Raw genomic sequence first — 24,487 nt, 5'->3', positions numbered from 1 at the left:
GAGTTGTCAGAGGATAGGTTGGACATTTTCGGTAAAGGCCTAGTTTCCACCTGTCCCCTTGGCAATCGCGTCAACCGCTGGTCATCCTTGCCGCATCGCGCGACCTAGCCGCGCCCGAAGCAGGAACCGCCCATGTCGTCTTTCGATCGCCGCGTCCTCATCTCCGGCGGCCTCGCGGCCGGCGCCGCCCTCGCCACGCCGGCGAGCGCCGCGACCGGCGCCCCCATCGTGCTCCACCAGGTGTTCTTCTGGCTCAAGACCCCCGGCGCCAAGGCCGATCGCGACAAGCTGATCGCGGGCCTGAAGGCGCTGAAGGCGATCGACTTCATCCAGCAGCTGCACGTCGGCGTCCCGGCCTCGACCGAGAAGCGCGACGTGATCGACAACAGTTACGACGTCTCCGAGCTGATGGTCTTCAAGAGCGTCGAGGACCAGGACCGCTATCAGACCCACCCGCTGCACCAGAAGTTCGTCGCCGACTGCGGCCACCTCTGGAGCAAGGTCGTGGTCTACGACTCGTTGGCGGTGTGAAAGGACGGACGCCCTAGCCTCTAAAAACGCGTGTCATCCCGGAAGCCTCGCGGAGGCTATCCGGGACCCAGGGGTTGCAAGAGCGCCGTACGCGCCGCCCCTGGGTCCCGGCTCTACGCTACGCTCCGGCCGGGATGACGCGGAAATGGTAAGCCCCTACCGCGTCCCGAACGTGCGGTCGCCGGCGTCGCCCAGGCCCGGAACGATGTAGCCGTGCTCGTTGAGCTTTTCGTCGATCGCCGCCGTCCAGATCGGCACGTCGGGGTGGGCCTCGCGCAGGGCGTCGACGCCGGCCTGGGCCGCCAACAGGCAGACAAAGCGCAGGTTGGTGACGCCGTAGTGCTTCAGGCGCGCGATCGCGGCGATGGCGGAATGGCCGGTGGCCAGCATCGGATCGACCACGATCGTCAGGCGCCCGGAGATGTCCTCGGGCGCCTTGAAATAGTACTCGATGGCCTCAAGCGTCTCGTGGTCGCGGTAGAGGCCGATGTGGGCGACGCGCGCCGACGGGACGAGGTCCAGCATCCCCTCGCACATGCCAAGACCCGCCCGCAGGATCGGGGCGAAAACCAGCTTCTTGCCGCCGATCTCGTAGGCGCTGGCCTTGGCGACCGGCGTCTCGATCTCGACCTGGTCCATCGGCAGGTCGCGGGTGACCTCGTAGCACAGCAGCGTCGCCGTCTCGCGCATCAGCGCGCGGAAGGTCTTGGTCGAGGTTGTCTTGTCCCGCATCCGCGTCAGCTTGTGCTGGACCAGCGGATGATTGACGACGGTGACCTGGGACATGGCGGGACCTGGCTAGGAGCGTGTCTGAACGCTCCTAGCACGCAGGCTCGAACTCAGGCCAGTTGATCGCCGATCGGCAGGGACCGGATGCGCTTGCCGGTGGCGGCGAAGAGCGCGTTGACCAGCGCGGCCGGGGTCGGCGGATAGGCCGGCTCGCCCAGGCCCGTCGGATTGTTGTCCGACAGCTTGAAGCGCACCTCGACCGGCGGCGCGTCGGCCATGCGCAGCAACGGGAAGTCGCCGAAGTTGCTGTTCACGGCCGCGCCGTTCTCGAAGGTCATGCCCTGGTAGAGGGCGGCGCCGATGGCGTCGAGCACCGAGCCCTGCACCTGCTGCTCGGCGCCCGCCGGGTTGACGATCTGGCGGCCGCAGTCGACCGCGGCCCAGGCCTTGTCGAGCTTGATCGCCCCGTCCTTGACGCTGGCCTGAATGACCACCGCCACATAGCCGAGATGGCTGTAGTGGCAGGCCACGCCCAGGCCCGTGCCCTGGGGCACCTTGCGGCCCCAGCCGGACATCTCGGCGGCGAGGTCGAGAACGCCGCGCATGCGGCCGGTGTCGAAGCTGTCGCCCTTGCCCGGCTCGCCCAGCAGGCGCGGCGCGCCCAGCATCTCGCGGCGGAAGGCGACCGGGTCCTTGCCCGCGGCGTGGGCCAGCTCGTCGGTGAAGCCCTGGATCACGAAGCCGAAGGCGTTGTTGCCCGGCGCGCGCAGATAGCCCGTCGGGAAGCCCAGCGGCATCACCGAGACGTCGTGGCGGTAGTTGGCCACCGCCCGGCTCGGAAACTGCGTCGAGTTCATGCCGGCGGACAGGTTGAAGGTCTCGCCCTCGCCGAAGGTGACGAAGTGGTCCTTCCAGGCGACCACCGCGCCGCTCGCGTCCAGGCCGGCGGTGAAGTTGTGCCAGCCGGCGGGACGGTAGAAGTCGTGCTGGATGTCCTCCTCGCGGGTCCAGACCAGCTTGACCGGGGCGGCGACCTTTGAGGCGATCACCGCGGCCTCGACCATGTAGTCGTTCATCAGACGACGGCCGAAACCACCGCCGCCGCGGATCAGGTGGATGGTGATGGCCGAGGGGTCGACGTTCAGGGCCTTGGCGACCAGGGCGCGGCCGGCCTCGGGGTTCTGGGTCGGGGCCCAGATCTCGACCTTCCCATTCTCGACCCTAGCGGTGCAGTTCTGCGGCTCCATCGGCGCGTGGGCGATGAACGGATAGCTGTAGGCGGCGCTGACCGTCTTGGCCGCGCTCTTCAGCGCCGCGTCGACATCGCCGTCGTTTTGGAGGGTGCGGTGCGGCGGCGCCTTGGAGAGCTCGGCGGCCTTGGCCTCGAAGCCCTTGCTGCTCTGGGCGGCGGTCGGATGGTCGGCCCACTTGATGTCCAGCGCCTCGCGGCCCTTGCGGGCGGCCCACCAGCTGTCGGCGACCACGGCGACGCCGGGGAGGATGCTCAGCAGGTTATCGCCGCCCTCGACGACGAAGGCGTCCTTGACGCCCTTGACCGCCTTGGCCGGCGCCAGATCGACGCTGGCGACCTTGGCGCCATAGACCGGGGCCTTCGCGAAGGTGGCGTACAGCATGCCCGGCAGGCGCGTGTCGATGCCGAAGGTCGGCGCGCCCGTCGTGATGGCGTCGAGGTTCTGGCTCTTGTGGCTCTTGCCGATGATCCGGAAGGCCTTGGGGTCCTTCAGGGTCAGGGACTTGGGATCGGGCGGGGTCAGCTTGGCGGCGTCGCCGGCCAGCTCGCCGTAAGACGCCCGGCGCTTGCTGGCGGCATGGACCACGACGCCCAGCTCGGTCGAGAGGCTGTCGGCCGGGACGCTCCAACGGGCGGCGGCGGCCTGTATCAGCAGGGCCCGGACGCTAGCGCCGACGCGTCGCAGGCCATCGTACTCCAACGTCGTCGCCATGCTGCCGCCGGCCACTTGGCGGCCGTAGATCTTGCTGTCGGCGATGGCCTGCTCGACCGTCACCGCCGACCAGTCGACGTCCAGTTCCTCGGCGATCAGCATCGGCAGCGCGGTCTTGATCCCCTGCCCCACCTCCGGGACCTTGGAGGCGATCGTGACCTTGTCGTCCGGCGCGATGCGGACATAGGCGTTCACCTTGGTGTCGCCGGCCGCCTGGCCCTCGGCGGTCATGGTGAAGCTCAGCAGCAGGCCGCCGCCAGCGGCCGCGCCGCTTTGCAGCACGAAGCGACGGGTCGGGTCGCGGAGGATCTCGCCGTCCATCACGCCTTCTCCTGGCCAGCGGCGACCTTGATCGCCTTCTTGATGCGGATGTAGGTCGCGCAGCGGCAAAGGTTGCCGTTCATGGCTTCGTCGATGTCCGCGTCGGTGGGCTTGGGCTTGGCGGCCAGCAGCGCGGTCGCCGACATGATCTGGCCGGCCTGGCAATAGCCGCACTGGGGCACGTCGATCGTCTTCCAGGCTTCCTGGACCTTGGCGCCGACCGGCGTCTTGCCGATCCCCTCGATGGTGGTGATCTTCTTGCCGCCGATCTCGCTGACCGGAGTCGCGCACGAGCGGATGGGGGCGCCGTCCAGGTGCACCGTGCAGGCCCCGCACAGGGCCGCGCCGCAGCCGAACTTGGCGCCCACGAGGCCCAGGGTGTCGCGTAGCACCCAAAGCAGCGGCGTATCGCCGTCCACGTCGGCTGTCCTGGGTTCACCATTGACGGTCAGCGTGAAGGCCATGCGGAGACTCCCGTTCTCTGAGACACCCCAATCTGCCTCAAGCTGGCCGCTCGCGCGAGAACTGTCACATAAGTTTCACAGATAGGATTTGACGGCCAAATCCTTCCGTGGTTCCGGTGCGCCGCGCGGCGATCCGACCACGGACGAACGCGATCTCGCAAGGAAAGACCGACACCATGCTGGGCTTGTTCAAGGCCGTCATGCCGAAGGAAGACGCGTTCTTCGACCTCTTCTCCGCCCACGCCAAGACGCTGGTGGACGGCGCCCACGCCCTGCGCGACATGACCGAGGGCGGCGACGCCGTCGAGGCCGCCAGCGCCCGCGTCTATCGCCACGAGGAAGAAGCCGACGACATCACCCGCCAGGTGATGCTGGCCGTTCGCCGCAGCTTCATCACGCCCTTCGACCGCAGCGACATCCAGGACCTGACCACCTCGCTGGACGACGCCATCGACCAGATGCGCAAGACCGCCAAGGTCGTCAGCCTGTTCGAGGTCAAGAGCTTCGAGCCGCAGATGAAGGAGATGGCCGGCATCATCGTCGAGGCCGCGAAGCTGACCGAGGAAGCCGTCGCCCTGCTGCCCAAGATGCGCCAGAACGCTCAGAAGCTCAGCGAGATCTCGGTCCGGATCCGCGAGATCGAGGAGCAGTCCGACCACATGTACGACCAGGGCCGCAAGGACCTGTTCCTGGCCAGCCGCCAGGGTGATCCGATGACCTTCATCGTCGGCATCGACATCTACAGCCACCTCGAGAAGGTCATGGATCGTTTCGAGGACGTCGCCAACCGCATCAGCGGCATCGTCGTCGAGCAGGTCTGAGCCCCGTGGACGCCACGCTCCTGATCCTGGTCTTCCTGGTCGTCGTCGCCCTGGCGTTCGACTTTCTCAACGGCCTGCACGACGCCGCCAACTCGATCGCCACCATCGTCTCGACGCGCGTGCTGTCGGCGAAGTGGGCGGTGCTGTGGGCGGCCTTCTTCAACTTCATCGCCTTCCTGTTCTTCGGCCTGCACGTGGCCAAGATGGTGGGCTCGGGTATCGTCGATCCGCACGTGATCAGCGACCGGCTGATCTTCGCGGCCCTGATGGGCGCGATCAGCTGGAACCTGCTGACCTGGTGGGCGGGCATCCCCTCGTCCAGCTCGCACGCCCTGATCGGCGGCCTGGTCGGCGCGGCCATCGCCAAGGTCGGCGGGCTGTCGGCCATCCAGTGGGCGGGCCTGGGCAAGACGGCCGCCGGCATCGTGGTCTCGCCGACCATGGGCTTCGTGCTGGCCCTGCTGCTGGTGCTGATCGTGTCGTGGCTGTTCGTGAAGAGCTCGCCGTTCTTCGCCGACAAGGTGTTCCGCAAGGCCCAGTTCGTCTCCGCCGCCCTCTACAGCCTGGGCCATGGCGGCAACGACGCCCAGAAGACCATGGGCATCATCGCCGCCCTGCTGTTCGCGCACGGGGCCACGGGCAAGCCGGGCGAGATTCCGTTCTGGGTCGTCATCGCCTGCCAGACCGCCATGGGGCTGGGCACGCTGTTCGGCGGCTGGCGCATCGTCCACACCATGGGCAGCAAGATCACCCGCCTGACCCCCATGCAGGGCTTCTGCGCCGAGACGGGCGGCGCGATCATGTTGTTCATGGCGACCCATGTTGGGGTTCCGGTCTCGACGACTCACACGATCACAGGCGCTATTGTAGGCGTCGGCGCTTCGCGCCGAGTCTCGGCCGTACGCTGGGGCGTGGCCAAGGACATCGTCATCGCCTGGATCGTCACCTTGCCGGCGGCGGCCCTCACGGCGGCGGGGTTCTACTATCTCGGGTTCTGGATGACGTGACGGCCTCGCGAGGCAAGCAGGAGGGACGCAAGTCCGGTGGCGGCAAGCGCCGCCAAGTCGCCGCCCTGCCTTGGCGGGGTGAGGGCGAGGCCTTGCGCATCCTGCTGGTTTCCTCGCGCGAGACCCGCCGCTGGGTGATCCCCAAGGGCTGGCCGATGAAGGGTAAGACCGACTTCGCCGCCGCCGCCCAGGAAGCCTATGAGGAGGCCGGCCTCGACGGCGTCATCGCCGACAAGCCCGCCGGCGAATACGAGTACCTCAAGCGCCTGAAGAGCGGCGCGGCCAAGCTGGTCAAGGTCGACGTCTATCCCCTGCGGGTGACGGGCGAGCACGCGACCTGGCCGGAAAAGGGCCAGCGCACCCTGCGATGGATGACGCCGGTCGAGGCCGCCCTCGCCGTCCAGGAGCCCGAACTGCGCGACCTGATCGCCCGCTTCGCCGACGTGGAGCTCTCGGAAGAGGACCACCCCGACCCGACCCCCGCTCCGACGCCGGGCCGCGTGACGTTCCAGCGCCTTCGCCGCCGGATCACCGCGCTGTGGGGGCGTTACGGGCGGTAGCTCCTCCCAAACGCCAAAATACCTCCGCCTTCCTCGCCCCTGTGGCGAGGACCCATGGCGCCGCTGGACTCGGCGGAGATGTATGCGCACCGGGAGCGAAGGCGCGCCCCTTCCAGCTCAAGGCCTGCTGAACGCTGGGCCCTAGGCACAAGGCCTAGGGAGGCGGGATGCGTTTAACCCTGTGGACAACTCCGCGCCACGCACATAATGTTCCCATTATGTTCTCGCGCGGCGGTGTCCCATGCAGCTATCCTTAAGCCTCGCCCGCTCGCCGTTGGAGAGTGTGCGCGACGCCCTGCTGTGCGAGTTCGGGCCACAGCGGCCGGTCACGCGGATGGATCCGGTCTCGCAGCTGGTGAAATCGTCGATCAGCGGCCGAACGCTGGACGCCGTCTCGTGGGGCGCCTTCCTGCGCCTGCGGGCCGAATTCAAGAACTGGGACGACTTGGCCGACGCGCCCGTCGCCGCGGTGGCGCGGATCATCGAGGACGTCACCTTCCCCGCCGACAAGGCCCGTTACCTGACCACCGCCCTGCGGATGATCCGCGACAAGGTCGGCTGGCTGTCGCTGAGCCACCTGAAGAGCCTGACGGTCGACCAGGCCCGCTGGGAGCTGCAGGCCCTGCCCGGCGTCGGGGTCAAGGTCGCCGCTTGCGTGCTGAACTTCAGCGATCTGGCCATGCGAGCCTTGGTGGTCGACAGCCACGTCGACCGCGTCGCCAAGCGCATCGGCCTGGTCGGCGCCGGCGACACGACCCATACCTACCACACGCTGATGGGCCAGGCGCCCGACGCCTGGACCGCCGACGACCTCTTCGAGCTGCACTGGCTGATGAAGCGGGGCCTGGGGCAAATGCTGTGCCCGCATGAGGGGCCCAAGTGCGGAGCGTGCCCGGTCAAGGCGATGTGCGCCAAGGTCGGGGTTGGGCACAGCGCCGACGTGCTGAGTTGGCGGCCGCGCGAGGTTGAGTCCAATAACTAATTCGATTCAAAGTGAACTTCACGGCGCTGAAGTTCATTTCATGTTATAGTTTGTTTCGACAGGCTCACGGTATCTCGCGCAAGAAGCCATCAGATCAAAAAGCTGATTTGATCCAACGTCAACAAAACCTGGAGGGCGCGCCTCATAGTATACGCTTCAGGCGGTGCAGACCCGTGACTAACGCTATGACGCGCGGCTCTATCGGTACCCAAAGGGTCAAAACTCTCGAAGATGTTTAGCATCAGGTACCGTTGAAACTCCGGCGGCAACGATAAGGTATCGCTTGCACCGGCTCGGGCGATAGCGTTGCTAGTGGCAAACTCAACTAGATCGCGAGTCTTGGCGCTAAGACCTTTGGCTTCAATGTGGGCGTCCTGAAGCACGCCCTCTATTTCAGTGATCAAAGTCTTGATGGCGGCGATTGCAGAACCGGCCAGAAATGCTTCGACTCCGACCCGCAACACTGCTTCACGCCGCCTAAAGGCGGGTTGCCGAAGCCATCGCTCCAACATGGCTTCTACGCGAGACGCGGTGAAGGCTTCCACTGTCGAAAGCTCGACCTTATCCAATTCCGTCTCATCGTCCAGCGCGCCGAAGATATGGGCGAATTCCTGATGGTTGATTTCGATGAACGGGAACCAGCCGCGCGCAATAAGGATGTCGAACAGCTCGGGATTTGATTGAACGGCATAGGCTTCCGTATAGCGCATATAGCGTAGGAGCCGACCTAGAGAACTGGTCATATCTCCGCGGTCGAAGTTGCGACCCAAATTCACGTACAATGCATGGCGGAAACGCTCACGAAAGAGAACGATCACCTGGTCTTCGGATGCGATTTCAACGTTAGGAAAGTCTATCGAGATAATATCGCTGATGTCTTGAAGGTAGAGAGCCTCGCCAGCTTTGACATCACGCTTGATGCGCGCGCTCATCACCACGTCAGTGTTATCTAGATACAGCTGAGCGCTTTCGTCCGCTTTAATAACAGCCAAAGCAAAAGACGCTCCTTCGACCCTAGATCCAAGGGCCCTATCACTCGAGTTTTGGGCGAGAACATCGACAATGCCGCTAGCGATACGGTGAAACGTGTAGTTATCAGACGTGCCTGCGTATCGGGTTATTACAGTCATCATCTCGCCCGGACGACCGCTTGAGGCGGCGATACCCGATATTTTTACTGATCCGAGATGAATAGGGACTTTGACCACATCGTCCAAAGCGCTCCTAGTCATGCGTCGATCTCCTCTCCCTCCCCCAGCTCCGTGAACGTCTTCGTCCCGATGGCGTACCGTCGCCAATCCTTGAAGTCGAAGTGCCACCATTCCTCGGCATAGACCTCGAAGCCCTGGGCGGTCATCGCCTCGCGCAGGACTGCCCGTAGCGCCCGCTGCTTCGTCGTCCCGCCCACGAAGTCGGCATGGGCGCGGCCGGAGAACTCGTCGTAGCGGCTGGGCATCTCCACGACCTTCCTCGTCTTCAGGTCGTACAGCGTCAGATCCACGGCGCAGCCGCGGTTGTGGCGCGAGCCCTTGGCCGGGTTGGCGACGAACATCCGGGCGTCCGGCGGCGTGGCCTCCCAGAACATCCAGGTGACGAACCAGGGTCGATAGGCGTCGTGGATCAGCAGGCCATAACCCTGGGTCGCCAGCGCCGCCTGCGCCCGCTTCAGCGCCTCCGCCGCCGGCCGCTGCAGATAGGCCGCCGCGCGCTCGTAGAGCGGTATGCCCATGAAGTTGTTGGAGCCCGCGTAGCGGATGTCGAGCTTGATCCGGGGATCGACCGTGGTCAGGTCGACGAGGTCGGCGGGCAGGAAGTCGCCCGTCTCGACGGGCGGCGTCGCGGCCAAGGCCTGCCGGCGCAGCGCGGCGGGATCGGCCCGGACACCCGCGTGGATCGCCGCCTCCGTCTCGGCCCCGAAGTCGTGGAAGGCCAGCCGCGTCCCGTTCAGCTGGACGGCGCCGGGCTCCAGAACAAGCTCCCCGCCGCCGGCGACCGCGTAGCGGCCGCGCCCCGTCGCCGTCAGCCGGGCCGAGGCCTGGCCCGCGCCGTCGACATGCAGGGCGCCATCCTTTTCGAACACCGTCAGCGGCGCGGCCTTGTCGCCGTACTGGCCGATCGCCGCCCGCTCGGCGCGGGTCTGGGCGAAGGCCGTGGGCGCGACGGAGGCGGCGGCGGCGAGCGCCAGGAAGGATCGGCGTGCTAGACCTGCCATGTTGGACACTCCACTAAGCTTGGCAAATCCACCGTGTCATCCCGGACGCGCCGAAGGCGTGATCCGGGACCCAGGGGGTGACGGAACGCCGCGCAAGCCGCCCCTGGGTCCCGGCTCTCCGCTGCGCTCCGGCCGGGATGACACGGGTGATCGCTACTTCATCGTCGGGATGACGAAGCTGCTATCCGCCACGTCGCCCTCGGGCCAGCGGGCGGTCACCGTCTTGACCTTGGTGTAGAATTTCACGCCCTCGACGCCGTGCTGGTTGGTGTCGCCGAAGGCCGAGCGCTTCCAGCCGCCGAAGGTGTGATAGGCCACCGGCACCGGGATCGGCACGTTGATCCCGACCATCCCCACGTTCACGTTCGCGGCGAACTCGCGCGCGGCGCGGCCGTTGCGGGTGAAGATGGCGACGCCGTTGCCGTACTGGTGCTCGGACGGCAGGGCCATGGCCTCTTCCATGCTCTCGGCGCGGACCATCTGCAGCACCGGGCCGAAGATCTCCTCGTGATAGGTCTTCATGCCCTTCTTGACCCCGTCGAACAGCGACGGGCCGATGAAGAAGCCCTTTTCGAAACCCTGCAGCTGGAATTCGCGGCCGTCGACCACCAGCTCGGCGCCCTCTTCCTGGCCGATGCGGATGTAGTCGGCGATCTTGGCCCGGTGTTGGCCGCTGACCACGGGGCCATAGTGCGCGTCGGGGTCGGTGGAGACGCCGACCTTCAGCGTCCCGATCTCGGCGACCATCCGCTCGCGCAATTCGTCGCCGGTCTTCTTGCCGACAGGGACCACCACCGGCAGGGCCATGCAGCGCTCGCCGGCCGAACCGAAGGCCGCGCCCGACAGGTCCTTGACCACCTGGTCGAGGTCGGCGTCAGGCAGGACGATCCCGTGGTTCTTGGCGCCGCCCATGGCCTGGACGCGTTTCCCGTGCGCCGTGCCCGTTTGATAGACGTAGTGGGCGATGTCGCTGCTGCCGACGAAGCTGACCGCGCGGATCAGCGGGTGGGTCAGGATGGCGTCGACGGCGCTCTTGTCGCCATGGACCACGTTCAGCACGCCAGCGGGCGCGCCGGCCTCCATCATCAGCTCGGCCAGCTTGACCGGCACGGTCGGATCCTTCTCCGACGGCTTGAGGATGAAGCTGTTGCCCACGGCGATGCTGATGCCGAACATCCACATCGGGATCATGGCCGGGAAGTTGAACGGGGTGATGCCCGCGCAGACGCCCAGCGGCTGGCGCATCGAATAGACGTCGATGCCCGGGCCCGCGCCTTCGGTGTATTCGCCCTTGAGAATGTGGGGGATGCCGCAGGCGAACTCGATGACCTCCAGGCCCCGCTGGATGTCGCCCTTGCTGTCGGCGATGACCTTGCCGTGCTCGGACGACAGGATCTCGGCCAGGGTGTTCATGTCGCGCTCGATCAGGCGCTTGAACTCGAACATCACCCGGGCGCGACGCTGGGGATTGGTCTGGGCCCAGCCGACCTGGGCCTTGGCGGCGACCTGGACGGCGGCGTCGAGCTCGGCGTCGGTCGCGAACTGGACGCGGGCCTGGACCTCGCCGGTATTGGGATTGAAGACGTCGCCGAAGCGGCCGGACGAACCGACCAGGGCTTGGCCGTTCACGAAATGGGCGATGTCTCGCATGATGCGCTCCCTAACGCTTGTTTTGCGCGTCAATAGCATCCCCGGGCCAAGCCGTACCGCGCGAAATTATGCCGCCCTACTCCGCATCGACATGCACCCGCCGGAAGCGGCCCTGCAGATAAACGAGCGGCTCGTGGTCGGGGTCGTAGCGCAGCTTCACCACGCGCCCGACATAGACCCGGTGATCCCCGGCGTCGAAGGTGTGATGCGTCTCGCACTCGAAATTGGCCATGCAGCCGGGCAGGATCGGAACGCCGGTTCGCCAGGTCTCGGTCTCGACCCCGGTGAAGCGGTCGACGTCCTTCCGCACGAACTGGCGGGCCAGTTCCTGGTGCTCGGCGTGCAGCACGTTGACGGCGAAGCGCCCCGCCGCGTCCAGGGCCGGCAGGCTGGCGGACTTCAGATCGACGCAGATCAGCGCCAGGGGCGGGTCCAGCGACACCGACGTGAAGGAATTCGCCGTCAGCCCCACGCGCTGGCCATCCTGACCGATCGTGGTGACGACCGTGACGCCGGTCGTGAAGCATCCAAATGCGTTGCGCAGGGCGCGGGCGTCATGGACGCCGCCTTCTCCCAGCTCGATCGTAACCGCCCTACTCATCGCGCTAGCAGTGGGGCAAAGCGGCGGCGGGGGCAAGCCGAGGCGCGCGGTGGGTCAAGCGAATGTCGCCTTGAGGATCTTTTCCAGCCAAGCCTGGTCGGTCTCGTCGAAGGCGGCGGGCTTGTCGGAGTCAACGTCGAACACGGCGATCAGCTGGCCCTGGGGGTCGAACACCGGGACGACGACCTCGCTCTCCGAGCGGCTGTCGCAGGCGATGTGGCCGGGAAAGGCGTGGACGTCGGGCACCAGCTGGGTCTGGCCGGTCTCGGCCGCCGCGCCGCAGACGCCGCGCCCGAAGGCGATGCGCAGGCAGCCCAGCGTGCCTTGATACGGCCCCACCACCAGCTCGCGCGGCTTGGCCGGATCGACGACGTAGAAGCCGGTCCAGAAGTAATGGTCGAAGCTGTTGGCCAGCATCGAGGCCACCGTCGCCATGCGGGCGGTCAGGTTGCTCTCGCCCTCCAGCACGGACGCGATCTCGTCGGCGACCTCGGCGTAGCGGGTCGCCTTGTCGGCGGAGAGGGTGATGTCGTTGAACGCTTCGGCCATGGCGGGGATATAGCGCGGCGGGCGCGGGATGCGAGGGGGAAGTTGCCGCGATGGACAGGCGGCGCGGCCCAAGCCATCGTCGAGCAACCTCTAGCGGACGACATGATGCGCCTCGCCCTTCTGTACGCTCTCGCCGCGTTGATCGCGCCCGCCCTCGCGTTCGGACAGCCCGCCTCGACCGCGCCCGCTCGACTAACCGACGCCGAGCTGTCCAAGGCCGTCGCGGGGCGACTGGCCGAGATGGGCGAAGACTATTCAGGGGTCGTGCTGGTCGCGCGCCGGGGCAGGCCCATCGTCGCCATCGCCCAGGGCTGGGCCGATCGCGAGCGCGGGATTCCCAACACGCTGAAGACCAAGTTTCGCGTCGGCTCGATGAACAAGATGCACACCGCCGTCGCGGTGCTTCAGCTCGCGCAAGCCGGCAAGGTCGACCTGAATGCGCCGCTGATCACCTATCTGAAGGACTATCCGAACGCCGCCTGGGCCCGGAAGGTCACGCTGCATCAGCTGCTGACCCACACCGGCGGCGCGGGCGACATCTTCGGCCCTGCGTTCGACGCCAGGCGCGACCAGCTGCGGTCCTTGCAAGACTATGTGGCGCTTTACGGCGGCCGCGCCGCGACCTTTGAGCCCGGCGCGGAGAACGACTACTCCAACTACGGCTTCATTCTTCTGGGCAGAGTGATCGAAGTCGTGTCGGGCCAGACCTATCCCGACTACCTTCAGGAGCATGTGTTCGCGGCCGCCGGAATGACCGACACGGGTTTCGAGCCAGAAAGCCTGCCGGTGACTGGACGAGCCGTCGCCTACGAGAAGACCGAGACGGGTGTCCGGCCAGTCGATGGTCTCCCTTGGCGAGGCACGTCGGCCGGCGGCGGCTATTCGACCGCTCCGGACTTCTTGAAGTTCGCGATCGCTCTCCATGACGGCGGACTTCTGGACGAGACGCACCGGAAGCTGTTGCTGACGCCCTGGCAGGATCTGGGCGACGGCATGCATTACGGATACGGCTTCGCGCTCTATCCGGGCCCCTCCCCCATCCCTGGGCACAACGGAGTCGCGGACGGGATGAACGGCGACCTGCGGATCATCGACGGCGGCGAGGGCGTGATCGTCACGCTGACCAACGTCGCGCCACCGTTCCTGGCGGGCAAGCTCGGCAAGTTCGTCTCGGACCGCTTCACGGCGCGGTGACTAAACCGCCGCTACGTCGGCGGCCCCGCCGTCAGCAGCCAGCCGACGATCATGCGTTCGAAGTCGACATAGGGGATGTTCGCGGGGTCGAACTCGAGATCCTCGGCGAGCGCCGGCAGGTCGGCCATGAAGGACTGGAAGAGCCGCGCGACGCGATCGGCGCTCGGCAACTGGCGCCGCGAGACGTTGGCCAGCCAGTCGCGCGTCTTGCGCAAGGCCACCGTGGCGTCGCCGTCGTGGCCGTGAATGTCCATGCCGGCGAGATCGGAAATGAAGCGCTGATAGCGGTAGCGCTCGACGTCCAGGATCAGCAGGCGCTTGGCGCTCTGGGCCTTGCCGCCAAAACGCTTGGCCCCCAGGAAAATCCCCAGCTCCAACGGCATGTTGAAGCGCGGAAGCTGGTTGGCCGCGTCGAGCTCCGTCCGCGAAAGGTCGTGGATTCCGTAGCGGCACTCGCCGATCAGGCCATAAAGCTTGTCGATGCGGGTCTGGCCGCCGTCGTCGAGCTCCATCGCCGATCGAGGACGGAAACCGCAGGCGTAGATAACGAAGATCAGCGCCCTGAAGGTCGGGCCGTAGGCGCTGTCGAACGGGCAGTTGATGAACACGTCATCCGCCGATGTCCCCGTCTTGGCCGCCAAGGGCTATTTCTTCTTGCTCTGGACGTCCCTGGCGACCCGGCTGACTTCGCGGATCGTGATCGAGCTTCCCTTCGACGCCGGGCTCAGCACGAAACGGCCCGTGGCCGCGCTGCGGCCAGCCACGAGGCTGCCGTGCTTACCGGCCTTGGACGAGGCTGAATTGGTCGAGGTCGCCATGCGAAGACTGTGCGCGGTCGCCCCTCGAAGCGCAAGGGACAAATCGCGAACGCCCTAGAACTCCTGCCACTCACCCGGACGCGAGCTGGGGGCCACTTTCAGGGCGTTCGAGCCCTGGACGTAGCGCTGGCGGAACGTCTCGCGGGTGGGCGCGGCGATCGTCGAACGGGGCGCCGGCGCGGCCGGACGGCGCTCGACGCGGGCGGGCATCTCGTGGATCTCGGCGCCGACCCGGTAGCGGCCGACCAGACGCTCCAGCTCGGCGGCCTCATCGGCCAGGGCGCGGCTGGCGGCGCTGGACTGCTGGACCATGGCCGCGTTCTGCTGGATCACCTGGTCCATCTGGTTCACCGCGTGGTTCACCTCGGCGAGACCCGTGGCCTGCTCCTTGGACGAGGCGGCGATGTCGCCGACCAGTTCGTTGATCTCGGCCACCTGCACCAGGATCTCGCGCAGGGTGTCGCCGGTCTCGCCGACCAGCTTGACGCCCTTGCCGACCTGGTCGCTCGAGGCGGTGATCAGGCCCTTGATCTCCTTGGCCGCGTCGGCCGAGCGCTGAGCCAGAGCCCGCACTTCCTGCGCCACCACGGCGAAGCCGCGACCAGCGTCACCCGCGCGGGCGGCCTCGACCCCCGCGTTGAGGGCCAGCAAGTTGGTCTGGAAGGCGATCTCGTCGATGACGCCGATGATCTGGGTGATCGACTGCGAGGACTTCTCGATGCCGCCCATGGCCTCGACCGCCTCGGTCACCACCGTGCCGCTGCGCTCGGCGGCGGCCTTGGCGGTAATGGTCACCTGCCGCGCCCGCTCGGCGCCCTCGGCGCTGCGCTTGACGGTGGCGGTGATCTGGTCGAGCGCCGCGGCGGTCTGGGCCAGGCCCGAGGCCTGCCGCTCGGTGCGCTGGGCCAGGTCCTCGGCGGCGTCGCCCATCTCGACGCAGCCGCCGCGAATGTTGCGGGCCGCGTTGAGAACGCCCGCCAAGGTGGCCTGAAGATCTTCGACCGCGGCGTTGAAGTCGCGGGGCGTCTGGACGTCGTCGCCCTGGAAGGCGTCCTCGCGCATGCGCCAGATCAGGTCGCCCTCGGCCAGGCGCTCCAGCCCCTCGCCCACGGCGTCGGCCGCGCGCGCCTGGGCGTTCGCCAAGGCCGCGGCCTCTTGCGCCTGACGACGATGCTCGGCCTCGGCGGCGGCCCACTGGGCCTCGCGCTCGGCCTTCCGGCGCTCGCCCTCGGCCAGGGTGTCGCGGAAACCGTCGAGGGCGCGCGCCACGGCGCCGATCTCGTCGTTGCTCTCCACGCCATGGACGGCCTGGTCATACCGACCCGCGCTCAGCGCCTCGACCGAGCGCGACAGCCCGCCCAGCGGCTTCTTGACCACCGCCTTGGCGGTCATGGCCAGGGCGATCAGCACCACCACGGCGAACACCCCGCCGGCCGCCAGCAAGGTCAGCGCCACGGCGTAGCTGCCGCCGGCCTGCATCGCCACGCCGCCCGCCGCCGCGATCAGCAGCGCGCCCATCGTCAGGCCGGTGGCCAGGATCAGCTTCCGAGAGAGGGTCGATCGACGGGACATGAACGCGGGCTCCGGCCAGAACCATGGCTGTTAACCCTCTTTGACGATCGATTCCTGAATCGCCCGTTAACCACGTTGGCGATAGGCGTGGATGGGGTGATCCGAGGCCAAATTACAGCTTCTTCGCCCGCTCGGCGGCGCGGCGCCGCACGACGCTGAACACCAGGGGCAGCAGCTCCCAGCTGAAGGCGCCGACCGCGAAGCCGAACAGATAGGGCTCGCGCGCCGCCGGCCAGGGGATGACCGGCAGCGCCGCCTTGACCAGGAAGGCCGCGACGATGATCGCCGCGCCGGTGGCGCAGGCCAGGCGGATCATCAGGTCGCGCGACGTCGCGCGCTCGGCGACGCTCAACGCGCCAATCTGCACCAGGCCGTAGACGACCACGCCGCCCAACGCGCCCACGACCGCGCGCAGGCGATCGGGATCGATGTCCATCGAGGCCTCCTCCAGCCCGGGATCTTGGGGTGATGGCTCAAGGACTGTTCCGGTCTTCGCGCCGCGGCCGCGACCGCGCTCGGAACGTCCTCGCCATTAACGACTCTGCCGATTGGCGCGGCCGGAGTCGAGGTGGGACGGAGGTGCCTGCGTCCGGTTTTGACGTCGAAGCGGCTGAAGCTCGACGCATCGAAAAACGGAACAAAATAAGAACAATTCGCGCGTCGTGCTGGACGGCGCGGCCATCCCTTTAAATCCGGAAGGCGGTGGTAGGCCCGGAGGGCGAAGCGGAACCCTATAAATTCAGGGACTTATGGTGCCTAACCTCGCATCGCGTGGATGCTACGATATCAATATCTTAGCATCCAACTGACTAACCGCACGCCGGGCACCGCCCTTGGACAGCGAGTATTCAACTGTTGGTCGCCTGTGGGCGGACAGACTCAATGACGGCTATAGGTGCAGAGTGGGCATTAGCATCAAGCCGGATGGTGCCTTTCAACTATCCTGAAGGAGCTGCGCGGAAATCAACGCGCTCAGTCGCGCACCCCTTCAAGTTCCCAGCGGAACCTCAGGTAATTGGAGCGGTATTGAAAGGCCCAGGTAATCGCTCGCGTAGGCACGAAGCACTAAGACATCAGGGTGTGAGACCCGCTGGAACTGCGCGTCAGACCGCTCAACCAATAGGTGATACTCGCCTGACCGAACGCAAAGTCGGCATTCAGATGCCCCTTCGCTCCAGCGCGCGTAATCCAACATGCCTGATCCGACATCTGCCTTGGAAGACAGGATTGGAAGCGGAAGTCTCTGCTGAGTTTCCGCAGTCGTAAAATTATAGAGCTCGCGAAATCCGAGGGGGCGACGCGCATCCGCCGCATTGATCAGCTCTCGGTTCGTATCGCCCGGCGGGTACCAAAGGGTCACAAACATGCCGTTCTGTACGAGAGCGTCGAGCAACGGCTTAAAGTCCACATCGCTGGTAAGAAGCGTGGCTCGTTGCATGTTTTGCCGAAAGGTGTGCGAGAGCATGTCGACCGCTATCATTACGTCGACCTTCTTTTGTTCTAGGCCACGCTTTCGCCTTCTGTGAGCATCTCCTTCGTATACATGAATGCCGTCGACTTCAGCTAGCTCGTCTAGAAAGTCGCGGTGCGGCTTAGTGCGCTCTAAGTAAGCGGATTCCGGTTCGTCGCGCCCGCGAACCTCCAAAGCATCGTAATAGAATACCTTGGTGAACCCCGCCTTTATCCCAGCTAGCTTCAAGTCTAGAGGACGGCCTGGGCTGTAGCGGTCGGACACGTTTTTTATTGTCGCTCGCAGACAGCCACCATCAACGAATAGATAATGAGGCTCAGTCTGCCCGCGCCGAAGCATCGAGGAAATGATACCCACGGAGGCCATGTCGCTTACCATGGCCCTCTATAACATACTCTTCAATTGAGTCGCGGGTGAGTATTGCTAGATGCCAGAACTGCGCCGCTCATCGGTAAACACGGCAACCGCCCGAGCGGAAAACGGCTCATACTCCAACAGCGGTGCCCTGACGCGTCCATTCGCTAGCGCTGATCGGGCCATCGCAGCTTAACCTCGACAGTGGCGAACCGGTTCGTAAATTCGGCACGCTTGGCCGCGCGATCAGCCCCCTTTTTCACAGGGGTGATAGGCCGCAATTGACTAACCTTTTTTAAGCGATTGTAATTGTTATCATTTTCGGAGGTTTTGGTAGGCCCGGAGGGACTCGAACCCCCAACCAGACCGTTATGAGCGGTCGGCTCTAACCATTGAGCTACAGGCCCGCGCGGAGTCGCTTCACGGCGCACGCGAGCCGGCGGATTAGCACGGGCCGAACGCGGCTTAAAGGTCCGGTTCAGGTTGGAGCTGTCATCAGGGAACCATAGCTGCCTGGCCACGCTTCGACCGAGCCGGACAGATCTGGAGAAAAACGATGACCAACACCGCTCGCCGCCCCGCCCAAGGCCCCGCCAAGTTGATGGCCGCCTTCGCCGCCCCCGCCCTGCTGGGGGGCGCGCTGCTGATGGGCGCGGCCGCCCCGGCCCTGGCCCAGACCAGCGCCGACGCGGCGTTCAAGGCCACCACCTTCAACCTGTCGGCCTTTGGCGAGACCCGCGTGGCGCCGGACATGGCGACCATCACGCTTGGCGTGCAGACCGAAGCGCCGACCGCCGGCGAGGCCCTGAAGGCCAACGGCGCGCGGATGAACCAGGCCATGGCCGCGCTGAAGAAGGCCGGGATCGCCGAGCGCGACATCCAGACCTCGAACCTCAACCTGAACGCCCAGTACGCCTACGAGCAGAACCAGCCGCCGAAGCTGACCGGCTACCAGGCCTCGAACCAGGTGACGATCACCGTGCGCGACCTGGCCAAGCTGGGCGCGACGGTGGACGCCGCCGTCGGCGCGGGCGCCAACACCGTTAACGGCATCAGCTTTGGCCTGGTCAACCCGCAAGCGGCCGAGGACGCCGCGCGGCTGGAGGCGGTGAAGGCCCTGCAGGCCAAGGCCGAGCTCTATGGCCGCGCCACCGGCTACAAGGCCGTGCGCCTGGTCAATCTGAGCGAAGGCGGCGGCTACACGCCCCCCTCGGCGCCGATGCCGGTGTTCGCCATGGCCAAGCGCGAGATGGCCGACTCGACCAGCATCTCGGCCGGCGAGCTGAAGGTGCGGGTGGACGTCAGCGCCGTGTACGAGGCGGCGCGGTAGGCGTTCTCATCCTGTGTCATCCCGGAAGCGCGTAGCGCTATCCGGGACCCAGGAGTCGCCGCACCGCCACTCGCCCCTGGGTCCCGGGTCGGCTTCGCCGCCCGGGATGACACGAGCTTTTTCGGCTCTTAGAACCCGGCCTTTTCGAAGGCGCGCTCGGCGCGTTCCTTGATTTCCAGGCCCGGCAGGGCGCGTTCGCCCTCCATGACCGCCACGTAGGTCAGGTCGCGCTGGGGCTTGCCCTCGCCGGTCGGCACGGGTCCGACGGCCCAGCCGACGGTGTTGACGCCGGTCGTCGGGCAGCTGGTGAAGCGGGCCGGCTTGCCCAGGCCCGCCTTGAGCACCTCGGCCGCCGTGGTCGTCTCGCCACCCTGGCAGGTCGGCAGGTTGCGCGAGCAGGTGATGTAGCCGCCGCCGCGCCAGACGGTCCGCCCTTGCGCGTCGGCCACGATCACGCAGGTCGACGGCGAGCCGATCGACTTGCCGATCGCCTGGGTCAGGGCGGCTTCGTTGATGTCGGCGGGCAGCTTGGCCGAGCAGGCCGAAAGGCCCGCGGCGGCGATCGCGACCAGGGCCAGGCGACGGACCATGCGTCAGGCCGCCATCTTGATCAGGTTGCCTTCGTCCAGCAACACGACGGTGGGGGCGTAGTTGCGCGCCTCCTCGGCCGGCATCTGGCAATAGGTCACCACGATGACGAGGTCGTTCTTCTGCACCAGGCGCGCGGCCGCGCCGTTGACGCCGATGACCTTCGAGCCGCGCGGGGCCTCGATGGCGTAGGTGGTGAAACGCGCGCCGTTGGTGATGTTCAGCACGTCGACCTGCTCGTTGGGCAGGATGCCCGAGGCGTCCAGCAGGTCGCGGTCGATGGCGATCGAACCCTCGTAGTCGAGGTCCGCCTGGGTCACCGTGGCGCGGTGCAGCTTGGCCTTCAGCATGGTCAGGAGCATGGCGGGGAAGACTATCCCTTTGACTAGAATGAGATAATTAGGGCCGCCACACACAAGGCCCAGCGATCAGCTCCCGCCATATAGCCACGAAGCCCGCGCCATTCAATCACGGCGCAAGGTGACGTCGGGGCAGGCCCGGGCGGTCTACAGCTTGTAGCCGCCGGCGTGGATCTTGGCGAAGACGGCCTTGGTGATCTTCACATAGCCCTTGGCCGGATCGCGGAAATACAGCGGATCCTTCGTCCGGGTCGGGTCGAAGCCGTCGCCGACCAAGTCAACCTTGCGGTACTTGAAGGTGCCGGTCGTCTCGATCGCCTGCTGCAACCGCAGGAAGATCGGCCGCGCATAGCTGGGCAGGTGCTCGTCGACATATTTGGCGAAGGCGGCCAGATCGAACTCCGGATCGGCGACCAGGGCCGCCATGCCGGCCTTGCCGTCCAGGTCGCCGACCGGCACGCCGTAGACATTGACCTCCAGCACGTGCTCGACGGCGGCCAGGCGCTCGGCCACTTCGCTGGTGGCGACGTTCTCGCCCTTCCAGCGGAAGGTGTCGCCGATGCGGTCGACGAAATAGATGTAGCCGTCGCCGTCCACTCGCATCAGGTCGCCGGTGCGGAACCAGGCGTCGCCCTTCTGGAAGACGTCGTGAAGGACCTTCTTCTCGGTGGCGGCCTTGTCGGCGTAGCCGACGTAGTTCGAGCGGGCGTCGCCCCCGATATGGCCAATGCACTCGCCGACCTCGCCCGGGGCGCATTCGATGCAGCAGCCGTCGGGGCCGCGCACCGGCGTCTCGGTCTCGACGTCGAACTTGACGACGCGGATGTTGAACTTGCCACGCAGATAGCCGGGCACGCGCCCGATCGCGCCGCGTCGTCCGTCGAAGTTGAACAGCGAGACGTTGCCCTCGGTGGCGCCGTAGAACTCCAGCACCTCGCCGACCTTGAAGCGGTCCAGCATGTCGTTCCAGACGTCGGGACGCAGGCCGTTGCCGAAGATCAGCCGGATCTTGTGCGCCCGCTCCAGCTCGTGCTCGGGCTGGTTGGCCAGATAGCGGCACAGCTCGCCGATATAGACGAACATGGTGCAGTTCTCGGCGACGATCTCGGGCCAGAAGTGCGTGGCCGAGAACTTCTTGCGCAGCACGATCGAGCCGCCGTTCAGCAAGCCCGCGCCCAGGGCGCAGAGGCCGCCGGTGGCGTGATAGAGCGGCAGGGTCACATAGATGCGGTCGGTTTCCTTGGCCCCCGTCGAGCCGGCGAAACCGCGCATGTAGAGCTGTGCGCGCATGTGGGTGATGCGCGCGGCCTTGGGCATGCCCGTGGTGCCGCTGGTGAAGATGTAGAGCGCGGTGTCCTTGGCGGTGAGGCCGTCGCGCGCGGTGACGCGGTCCGGCCGCAGCTGGCTGCAGCTCTTCAGCGCCTTGACCAGGTCGCGCTGCTCGCCATGGACCGGCCCCAGCACCCACTGCTGCATGTGGCGGTCGAGCTGGCCCTTCACGTCCTCGAAGCAGGGCGAGGTCTCGGGATCGACGATGCAGTGCAGGGCCTGGGAGATGTTCAGGCAGTGGGCCAGGGCCGCGCCGGTCAGCTGGTTGTTGATCAGGGCGGTGGCGACGCCGACCTTGGTCAGGCCGTACCAGACCGCGAAATATTCCAGGCGGTTGGGCATGAACAGGGCCACGGTCTGGCCGCGCGTCAGCCCCTGCCCCTTGGCCCAATGGGCGTAGCGGTTGGCCATGCCGTCGAGCTCGGCATAGGTCACCGTCTTGCCCTCGAAGGTCATGGCCGGGCGATCACGCCACTTGTCGACGGCCGCCTCCAGATCGTCGCAGATCAGGTTGGCGCTGTCGGGAGCGATGGATTTCACGCGCTTGAGCGTCCGGGTCAAACCCTTGAGGAACTTGACCTCGCGACGGATCTTTTGGCGCAAACGCATTCGGCTCTCCCTTCAAACAACCATTGGAGAGCGCCGCGCGAGCGGTCAAGCGGCCGGACGCCGCACCGCGAACCTAACGCCGTTCTCGGAGCGACGAGCTCCCGTCCGGCACGCGAAAACGCACTTCATTGCGCTTGAAGTCGATGGCCACGGTGTCAAAGGCCCGCAGGATATCGACGCCGATCACGATCGCCGGCCTGTCGTTCAAGCCCCAGTAGTCGAAGGTGTGGATAGGCCCCACGATCAGGGGCGCGTTCCGGAGTGTCATCTCGCCCAGGGTCAGTCGGGTCAGGGTGGCGGCCCGGCCGTGCATGACCTGCCCAGTAACGCCGCGCAGCTCGGCGTCGCCGGCCGCGCCCAATAACGACCCGCCGCGGATGGCCGCCTCCATCAGCGCCAGGTTGCCGGCGGTGGTCGTGGAGCCGGTATCGATGAAGGCGATGATCCGCTCCCGCGGAATACGGGCGTCGATCAAGGTCAGGCCGCTGCGGATCAACCGAGACTCGACGATCGCGGTCTGGGCGTCGGGAATGGGGAGGGGCTGGCCGACAACCATCCGCTGACGACCAAAGTCGAGGAGCAGGCTGGCCTTGCCCAGCCAATCCAGCCCCAATACGCCATCAATCAATAGCAGGGCGCGCGGCAGCACCGCGACGGTCATGTCCCGCCTCAGACGCTTGCCGACCGCCAGGCTGGCCACGTGGGTCATCGCCACGGATTCGGCGCCGGCGATGCTATGCAGCCTGCCGGTGCTGGTGCGCCGAAGGCCAAGCCGATCAGTAATTTCGGAAGCGATCACCGATGCGGTGGCGCCGGTGTCGATGAGGAAGTCGAACGGCCCCTCGCCGTTCACCAAGGCCTTGACCGACAGCCGGCCGGCCGCGTCGAGATAGCGGAGGCGATCTTGCTCGTCCGCCGCTTGCGACCGCGCGGCGTCCGCGCCTGGGGCAAGCCCGGCGCTCGCCAGCGCCCCCACCAGGACGCGACGCGACAGCGGCTTCGAGGCCATGGCTTCCTCCCTCGAGGAAGGCTACAGCCGACCGGCAAGCGGCGCCAGATAGCGCCGTTCGCTGATCAACCGCGCTTTAGCCGGCCGCCAGGCGACGCTGGTCGTCGCGGGCGGCCTTCAGCTTCTCGGCCACCAGGAAGGCCAGTTCCAGCGCCTGCTCGCCGTTCAGGCGCGGGTCGCAATGGGTGTGATAGCGGTCGCCGAGGTCGGTTTCCGACACGGCGCGGGCGCCGCCCAGGCACTCGGTGACGTTCTGGCCGGTCATTTCCAGGTGGACGCCGCCCGGGTGCACGCCCTCGGCCTGGGCGATCTCCACGAAGCTCTTCACTTCGCTCAAGATGCGGTCGAACGGACGGGTCTTGTAGCCGGTCGAGGCCTTCAGCGTGTTGCCGTGCATCGGGTCGGTGGCCCAGACCACCGAGCGGCCGGCGCTCTTGGTCGCCCGCATCAGGCGCGGCAGGCGGTCGGCGATCTTGTCCGAGCCGAAGCGGCCGTAGAGCGTCAGGCGGCCCGGCTCGTTGTTCGGGTTCAGCACGTCGATCAGGCGCAGAAGGTCGTCGCCTTCCATGGTCGGGCCGCACTTCAGGCCGATCGGGTTCTTCACGCCGCGCATGAACTCGATGTGGGCGCCGTCCAGCTGACGGGTGCGCTCGCCGATCCACAGCAGGTGCGCGCTGGTGTCGTACCAGTCGCCCGAGGTGCTATCGACGCGGGTCATGGCTTCCTCGAAGCCCAGCAACAGGGCCTCGTGGCTGGTGAAGAACTCGACGCGACGCAGGTCGGGCTGGGTGTCGGGCGTGACGCCGACGGCAGACATGAAGGTCAGGGCTTCGCTGATCTTCTCCGACAGCTCGCGGTAGCGCGCGCCCTGCGGGCTGTCGCCGACGAAGCCCAGGGTCCAGCGGTGGATGTTGTAGAGGTCGGCGTAGCCGCCGCTGGCGAAGGCGCGCAGCAGGTTCAGCGTCGCGGCCGACTGGCCATAGGCCTTCAGCAGGCGGTCCGGATCGGGAACCCGCTCGGCCTCGTTGAAGTCCATGCCGTTGATGATGTCGCCGCGATAGGACGGCAGGGTCACGTCGCCCTGGACCTCGGTCGGCTCCGAGCGCGGCTTGGCGAACTGGCCGGCGATGCGGCCCACCTTCACCACCGGCTTGCCGCCCGCGAAGGTCAAGACCACCGCCATCTGCAGGATCAGGCGGAAGGTGTCACGGATGTTGTCCGCGTGGAATTCCTTGAAGCTCTCGGCGCAGTCGCCGCCTTGCAGCAGGAAGGCGCGGCCCTCGGCCACGTCGCCAAGCAGGCTCTTCAGCCGACGCGCCTCGCCGGCGAAGACCAGCGGCGGCATCTGGCGAAGCGTCTGCTCGACCCGCTCGACAGCGCCCGCGTCCGGATAGTCGGCGGGGATGTGCTTGGCGGGTTTGGCTCTCCAGGCGGCGGGGGTCCAGCGGGCGGTCATGACAGGC

Annotated in this window: 23 protein-coding genes, 1 tRNA gene and 3 pseudogenes; 7 read left to right on the top strand and 20 right to left on the bottom strand. The window is 66.6% G+C overall.

What is annotated here, in order from left to right; translation table 11 throughout:
* Positions 1–132 precede the first annotated feature (132 nt).
* Positions 133–531, top strand: coding sequence for a Dabb family protein (locus J2728_RS16650; RefSeq protein ID WP_310000949.1), 399 nt, complete (start codon positions 133–135; stop codon positions 529–531).
* Between the two features lie 156 nt (positions 532–687).
* On the opposite strand, the gene upp is transcribed toward J2728_RS16650, so the two are convergent.
* Genes upp through J2728_RS16635 form a run of 3 tightly spaced genes read right to left on the bottom strand, consistent with a single transcriptional unit; the run spans position 688 to position 4,009 of the window.
* Positions 688–1,317, bottom strand: coding sequence for a uracil phosphoribosyltransferase (upp, locus tag J2728_RS16645; RefSeq protein WP_310000948.1), 630 nt, complete (start codon positions 1,315–1,317; stop codon positions 688–690).
* Between the two features lie 53 nt (positions 1,318–1,370).
* Positions 1,371–3,545: a xanthine dehydrogenase family protein molybdopterin-binding subunit gene (locus J2728_RS16640; protein ID WP_310000946.1), complete on the bottom strand. Its 2,175-nt coding sequence runs from the start codon at positions 3,543–3,545 to the stop codon at positions 1,371–1,373.
* Positions 3,545–4,009, bottom strand: coding sequence for a (2Fe-2S)-binding protein (locus tag J2728_RS16635; RefSeq protein ID WP_310000944.1), 465 nt, complete (start codon positions 4,007–4,009; stop codon positions 3,545–3,547). Before J2728_RS16635 ends, J2728_RS16640 begins: the two co-directional genes overlap by 1 nt.
* 176 nt (positions 4,010–4,185) lie before the next feature.
* On the opposite strand from J2728_RS16635, the gene J2728_RS16630 reads away from it, so the two are divergent.
* The 4 genes from J2728_RS16630 (at position 4,186) to J2728_RS16615 (ending at position 7,379) form a co-directional block, all read left to right on the top strand.
* Positions 4,186–4,830 carry a DUF47 domain-containing protein gene (locus tag J2728_RS16630; RefSeq protein ID WP_310000942.1) on the top strand — a complete coding sequence of 215 codons (645 nt, stop codon included), beginning with the start codon at positions 4,186–4,188 and terminating at the stop codon, positions 4,828–4,830.
* 5 nt (positions 4,831–4,835) lie between these two features.
* Positions 4,836–5,837 (top strand): inorganic phosphate transporter, encoded by a 1,002-nt coding sequence (locus tag J2728_RS16625; protein ID WP_310000941.1) that lies wholly within the window; start codon positions 4,836–4,838, stop codon positions 5,835–5,837.
* Positions 5,825–6,397, top strand: coding sequence for an NUDIX hydrolase (locus tag J2728_RS16620; RefSeq protein ID WP_310001209.1), 573 nt, complete (start codon positions 5,825–5,827; stop codon positions 6,395–6,397). Before J2728_RS16625 ends, J2728_RS16620 begins: the two co-directional genes overlap by 13 nt.
* Before the next feature lie 241 nt (positions 6,398–6,638).
* On the top strand, positions 6,639–7,379 hold the full coding sequence (locus J2728_RS16615; protein ID WP_310000939.1) for an endonuclease III domain-containing protein: 741 nt from the start codon (positions 6,639–6,641) through the stop codon (positions 7,377–7,379).
* An 89-nt stretch (positions 7,380–7,468) separates the two neighbouring features.
* Here the strand turns inward: J2728_RS16615 and J2728_RS16610 are convergent, their stop codons facing one another.
* The 6 genes and pseudogenes from J2728_RS16610 to J2728_RS16585 form a co-directional block, all read right to left on the bottom strand.
* Positions 7,469–8,611 (bottom strand): hypothetical protein, encoded by a 1,143-nt coding sequence (locus J2728_RS16610; protein WP_310000938.1) that lies wholly within the window; start codon positions 8,609–8,611, stop codon positions 7,469–7,471.
* Positions 8,608–9,591 (bottom strand): M15 family metallopeptidase, encoded by a 984-nt coding sequence (locus tag J2728_RS16605; protein WP_310000937.1) that lies wholly within the window; start codon positions 9,589–9,591, stop codon positions 8,608–8,610. The genes J2728_RS16610 and J2728_RS16605 overlap by 4 nt, the downstream gene beginning before the upstream one ends.
* Positions 9,579–9,734: pseudogene (locus tag J2728_RS16600) on the bottom strand (hypothetical protein); the annotation flags it as partial. The gene J2728_RS16605 and the pseudogene J2728_RS16600, both read right to left, overlap by 13 nt.
* Before the next feature lie 10 nt (positions 9,735–9,744).
* Positions 9,745–11,241: a CoA-acylating methylmalonate-semialdehyde dehydrogenase gene (locus J2728_RS16595; RefSeq protein ID WP_310000935.1), complete on the bottom strand. Its 1,497-nt coding sequence runs from the start codon at positions 11,239–11,241 to the stop codon at positions 9,745–9,747.
* 76 nt (positions 11,242–11,317) lie between these two features.
* Positions 11,318–11,842, bottom strand: a complete 525-nt coding sequence (locus J2728_RS16590) for a flavin reductase family protein (RefSeq protein ID WP_310000933.1) — start codon at positions 11,840–11,842, stop codon at positions 11,318–11,320.
* 54 nt (positions 11,843–11,896) lie between these two features.
* Positions 11,897–12,391 carry a GAF domain-containing protein gene (locus J2728_RS16585; RefSeq protein WP_310000930.1) on the bottom strand — a complete coding sequence of 165 codons (495 nt, stop codon included), beginning with the start codon at positions 12,389–12,391 and terminating at the stop codon, positions 11,897–11,899.
* 42 nt (positions 12,392–12,433) lie between these two features.
* On the opposite strand from J2728_RS16585, the gene J2728_RS16580 reads away from it, so the two are divergent.
* Positions 12,434–13,585: a serine hydrolase domain-containing protein gene (locus J2728_RS16580; protein ID WP_310000928.1), complete on the top strand. Its 1,152-nt coding sequence runs from the start codon at positions 12,434–12,436 to the stop codon at positions 13,583–13,585.
* 11 nt (positions 13,586–13,596) lie between these two features.
* Here J2728_RS16580 and J2728_RS16575 read toward each other — a convergent pair whose 3' ends face one another.
* The 6 genes and pseudogenes from J2728_RS16575 to J2728_RS16550 all read right to left on the bottom strand — a co-directional run bounded on the left by J2728_RS16575 (position 13,597) and on the right by J2728_RS16550 (position 18,207).
* Positions 13,597–14,226, bottom strand: coding sequence for a hypothetical protein (locus J2728_RS16575; protein ID WP_310000926.1), 630 nt, complete (start codon positions 14,224–14,226; stop codon positions 13,597–13,599).
* Between the two features lie 3 nt (positions 14,227–14,229).
* Positions 14,230–14,403 carry a hypothetical protein gene (locus J2728_RS16570; protein WP_310000924.1) on the bottom strand — a complete coding sequence of 58 codons (174 nt, stop codon included), beginning with the start codon at positions 14,401–14,403 and terminating at the stop codon, positions 14,230–14,232.
* A 54-nt stretch (positions 14,404–14,457) separates the two neighbouring features.
* Positions 14,458–15,777, bottom strand: a pseudogene (locus J2728_RS16565) (methyl-accepting chemotaxis protein); the annotation flags it as partial.
* Positions 15,778–16,180: 403 nt separating this feature from the next.
* A pseudogene (locus J2728_RS16560) lies at positions 16,181–16,411 on the bottom strand (hypothetical protein); the annotation flags it as partial.
* 552 nt (positions 16,412–16,963) lie between these two features.
* Positions 16,964–17,710: an NYN domain-containing protein gene (locus J2728_RS16555; RefSeq protein ID WP_310000923.1), complete on the bottom strand. Its 747-nt coding sequence runs from the start codon at positions 17,708–17,710 to the stop codon at positions 16,964–16,966.
* Between the two features lie 421 nt (positions 17,711–18,131).
* Positions 18,132–18,207: transfer RNA gene (locus tag J2728_RS16550), tRNA-Ile, on the bottom strand.
* A gap of 149 nt (positions 18,208–18,356) precedes the next feature.
* Between J2728_RS16550 and J2728_RS16545 the strand changes: the two genes are divergently transcribed.
* On the top strand, positions 18,357–19,130 hold the full coding sequence (locus J2728_RS16545) for an SIMPL domain-containing protein (RefSeq protein ID WP_310000922.1): 774 nt from the start codon (positions 18,357–18,359) through the stop codon (positions 19,128–19,130).
* A gap of 128 nt (positions 19,131–19,258) precedes the next feature.
* On the opposite strand, the gene J2728_RS16540 is transcribed toward J2728_RS16545, so the two are convergent.
* The 5 genes from J2728_RS16540 to J2728_RS16520 form a co-directional block, all read right to left on the bottom strand.
* Entirely contained in the window at positions 19,259–19,720 is a 462-nt protein-coding gene (locus J2728_RS16540; protein WP_310000919.1) for a hypothetical protein, read from the bottom strand.
* Between the two features lie 3 nt (positions 19,721–19,723).
* Positions 19,724–20,080, bottom strand: coding sequence for an aspartate 1-decarboxylase (gene panD, locus J2728_RS16535; RefSeq protein WP_310000918.1), 357 nt, complete (start codon positions 20,078–20,080; stop codon positions 19,724–19,726).
* Positions 20,081–20,224: 144 nt separating this feature from the next.
* Positions 20,225–22,015, bottom strand: a complete 1,791-nt coding sequence (locus tag J2728_RS16530) for a long-chain-acyl-CoA synthetase (RefSeq protein WP_310000917.1) — start codon at positions 22,013–22,015, stop codon at positions 20,225–20,227.
* Positions 22,016–22,088: 73 nt separating this feature from the next.
* Positions 22,089–23,024: an aspartyl protease family protein gene (locus J2728_RS16525; RefSeq protein ID WP_310000914.1), complete on the bottom strand. Its 936-nt coding sequence runs from the start codon at positions 23,022–23,024 to the stop codon at positions 22,089–22,091.
* A gap of 76 nt (positions 23,025–23,100) precedes the next feature.
* Positions 23,101–24,480 (bottom strand): class II 3-deoxy-7-phosphoheptulonate synthase, encoded by a 1,380-nt coding sequence (locus J2728_RS16520; RefSeq protein ID WP_310000912.1) that lies wholly within the window; start codon positions 24,478–24,480, stop codon positions 23,101–23,103.
* Positions 24,481–24,487: the final 7 nt, after the last annotated feature.

The organism is Caulobacter segnis (genome assembly GCF_031454995.1).
GTDB lineage: Bacteria > Pseudomonadota > Alphaproteobacteria > Caulobacterales > Caulobacteraceae > Caulobacter > Caulobacter segnis_E.
Note: the sequence above shows the minus strand (reverse complement) of the source record. Positions and strands in the feature narration are given on the sequence as shown.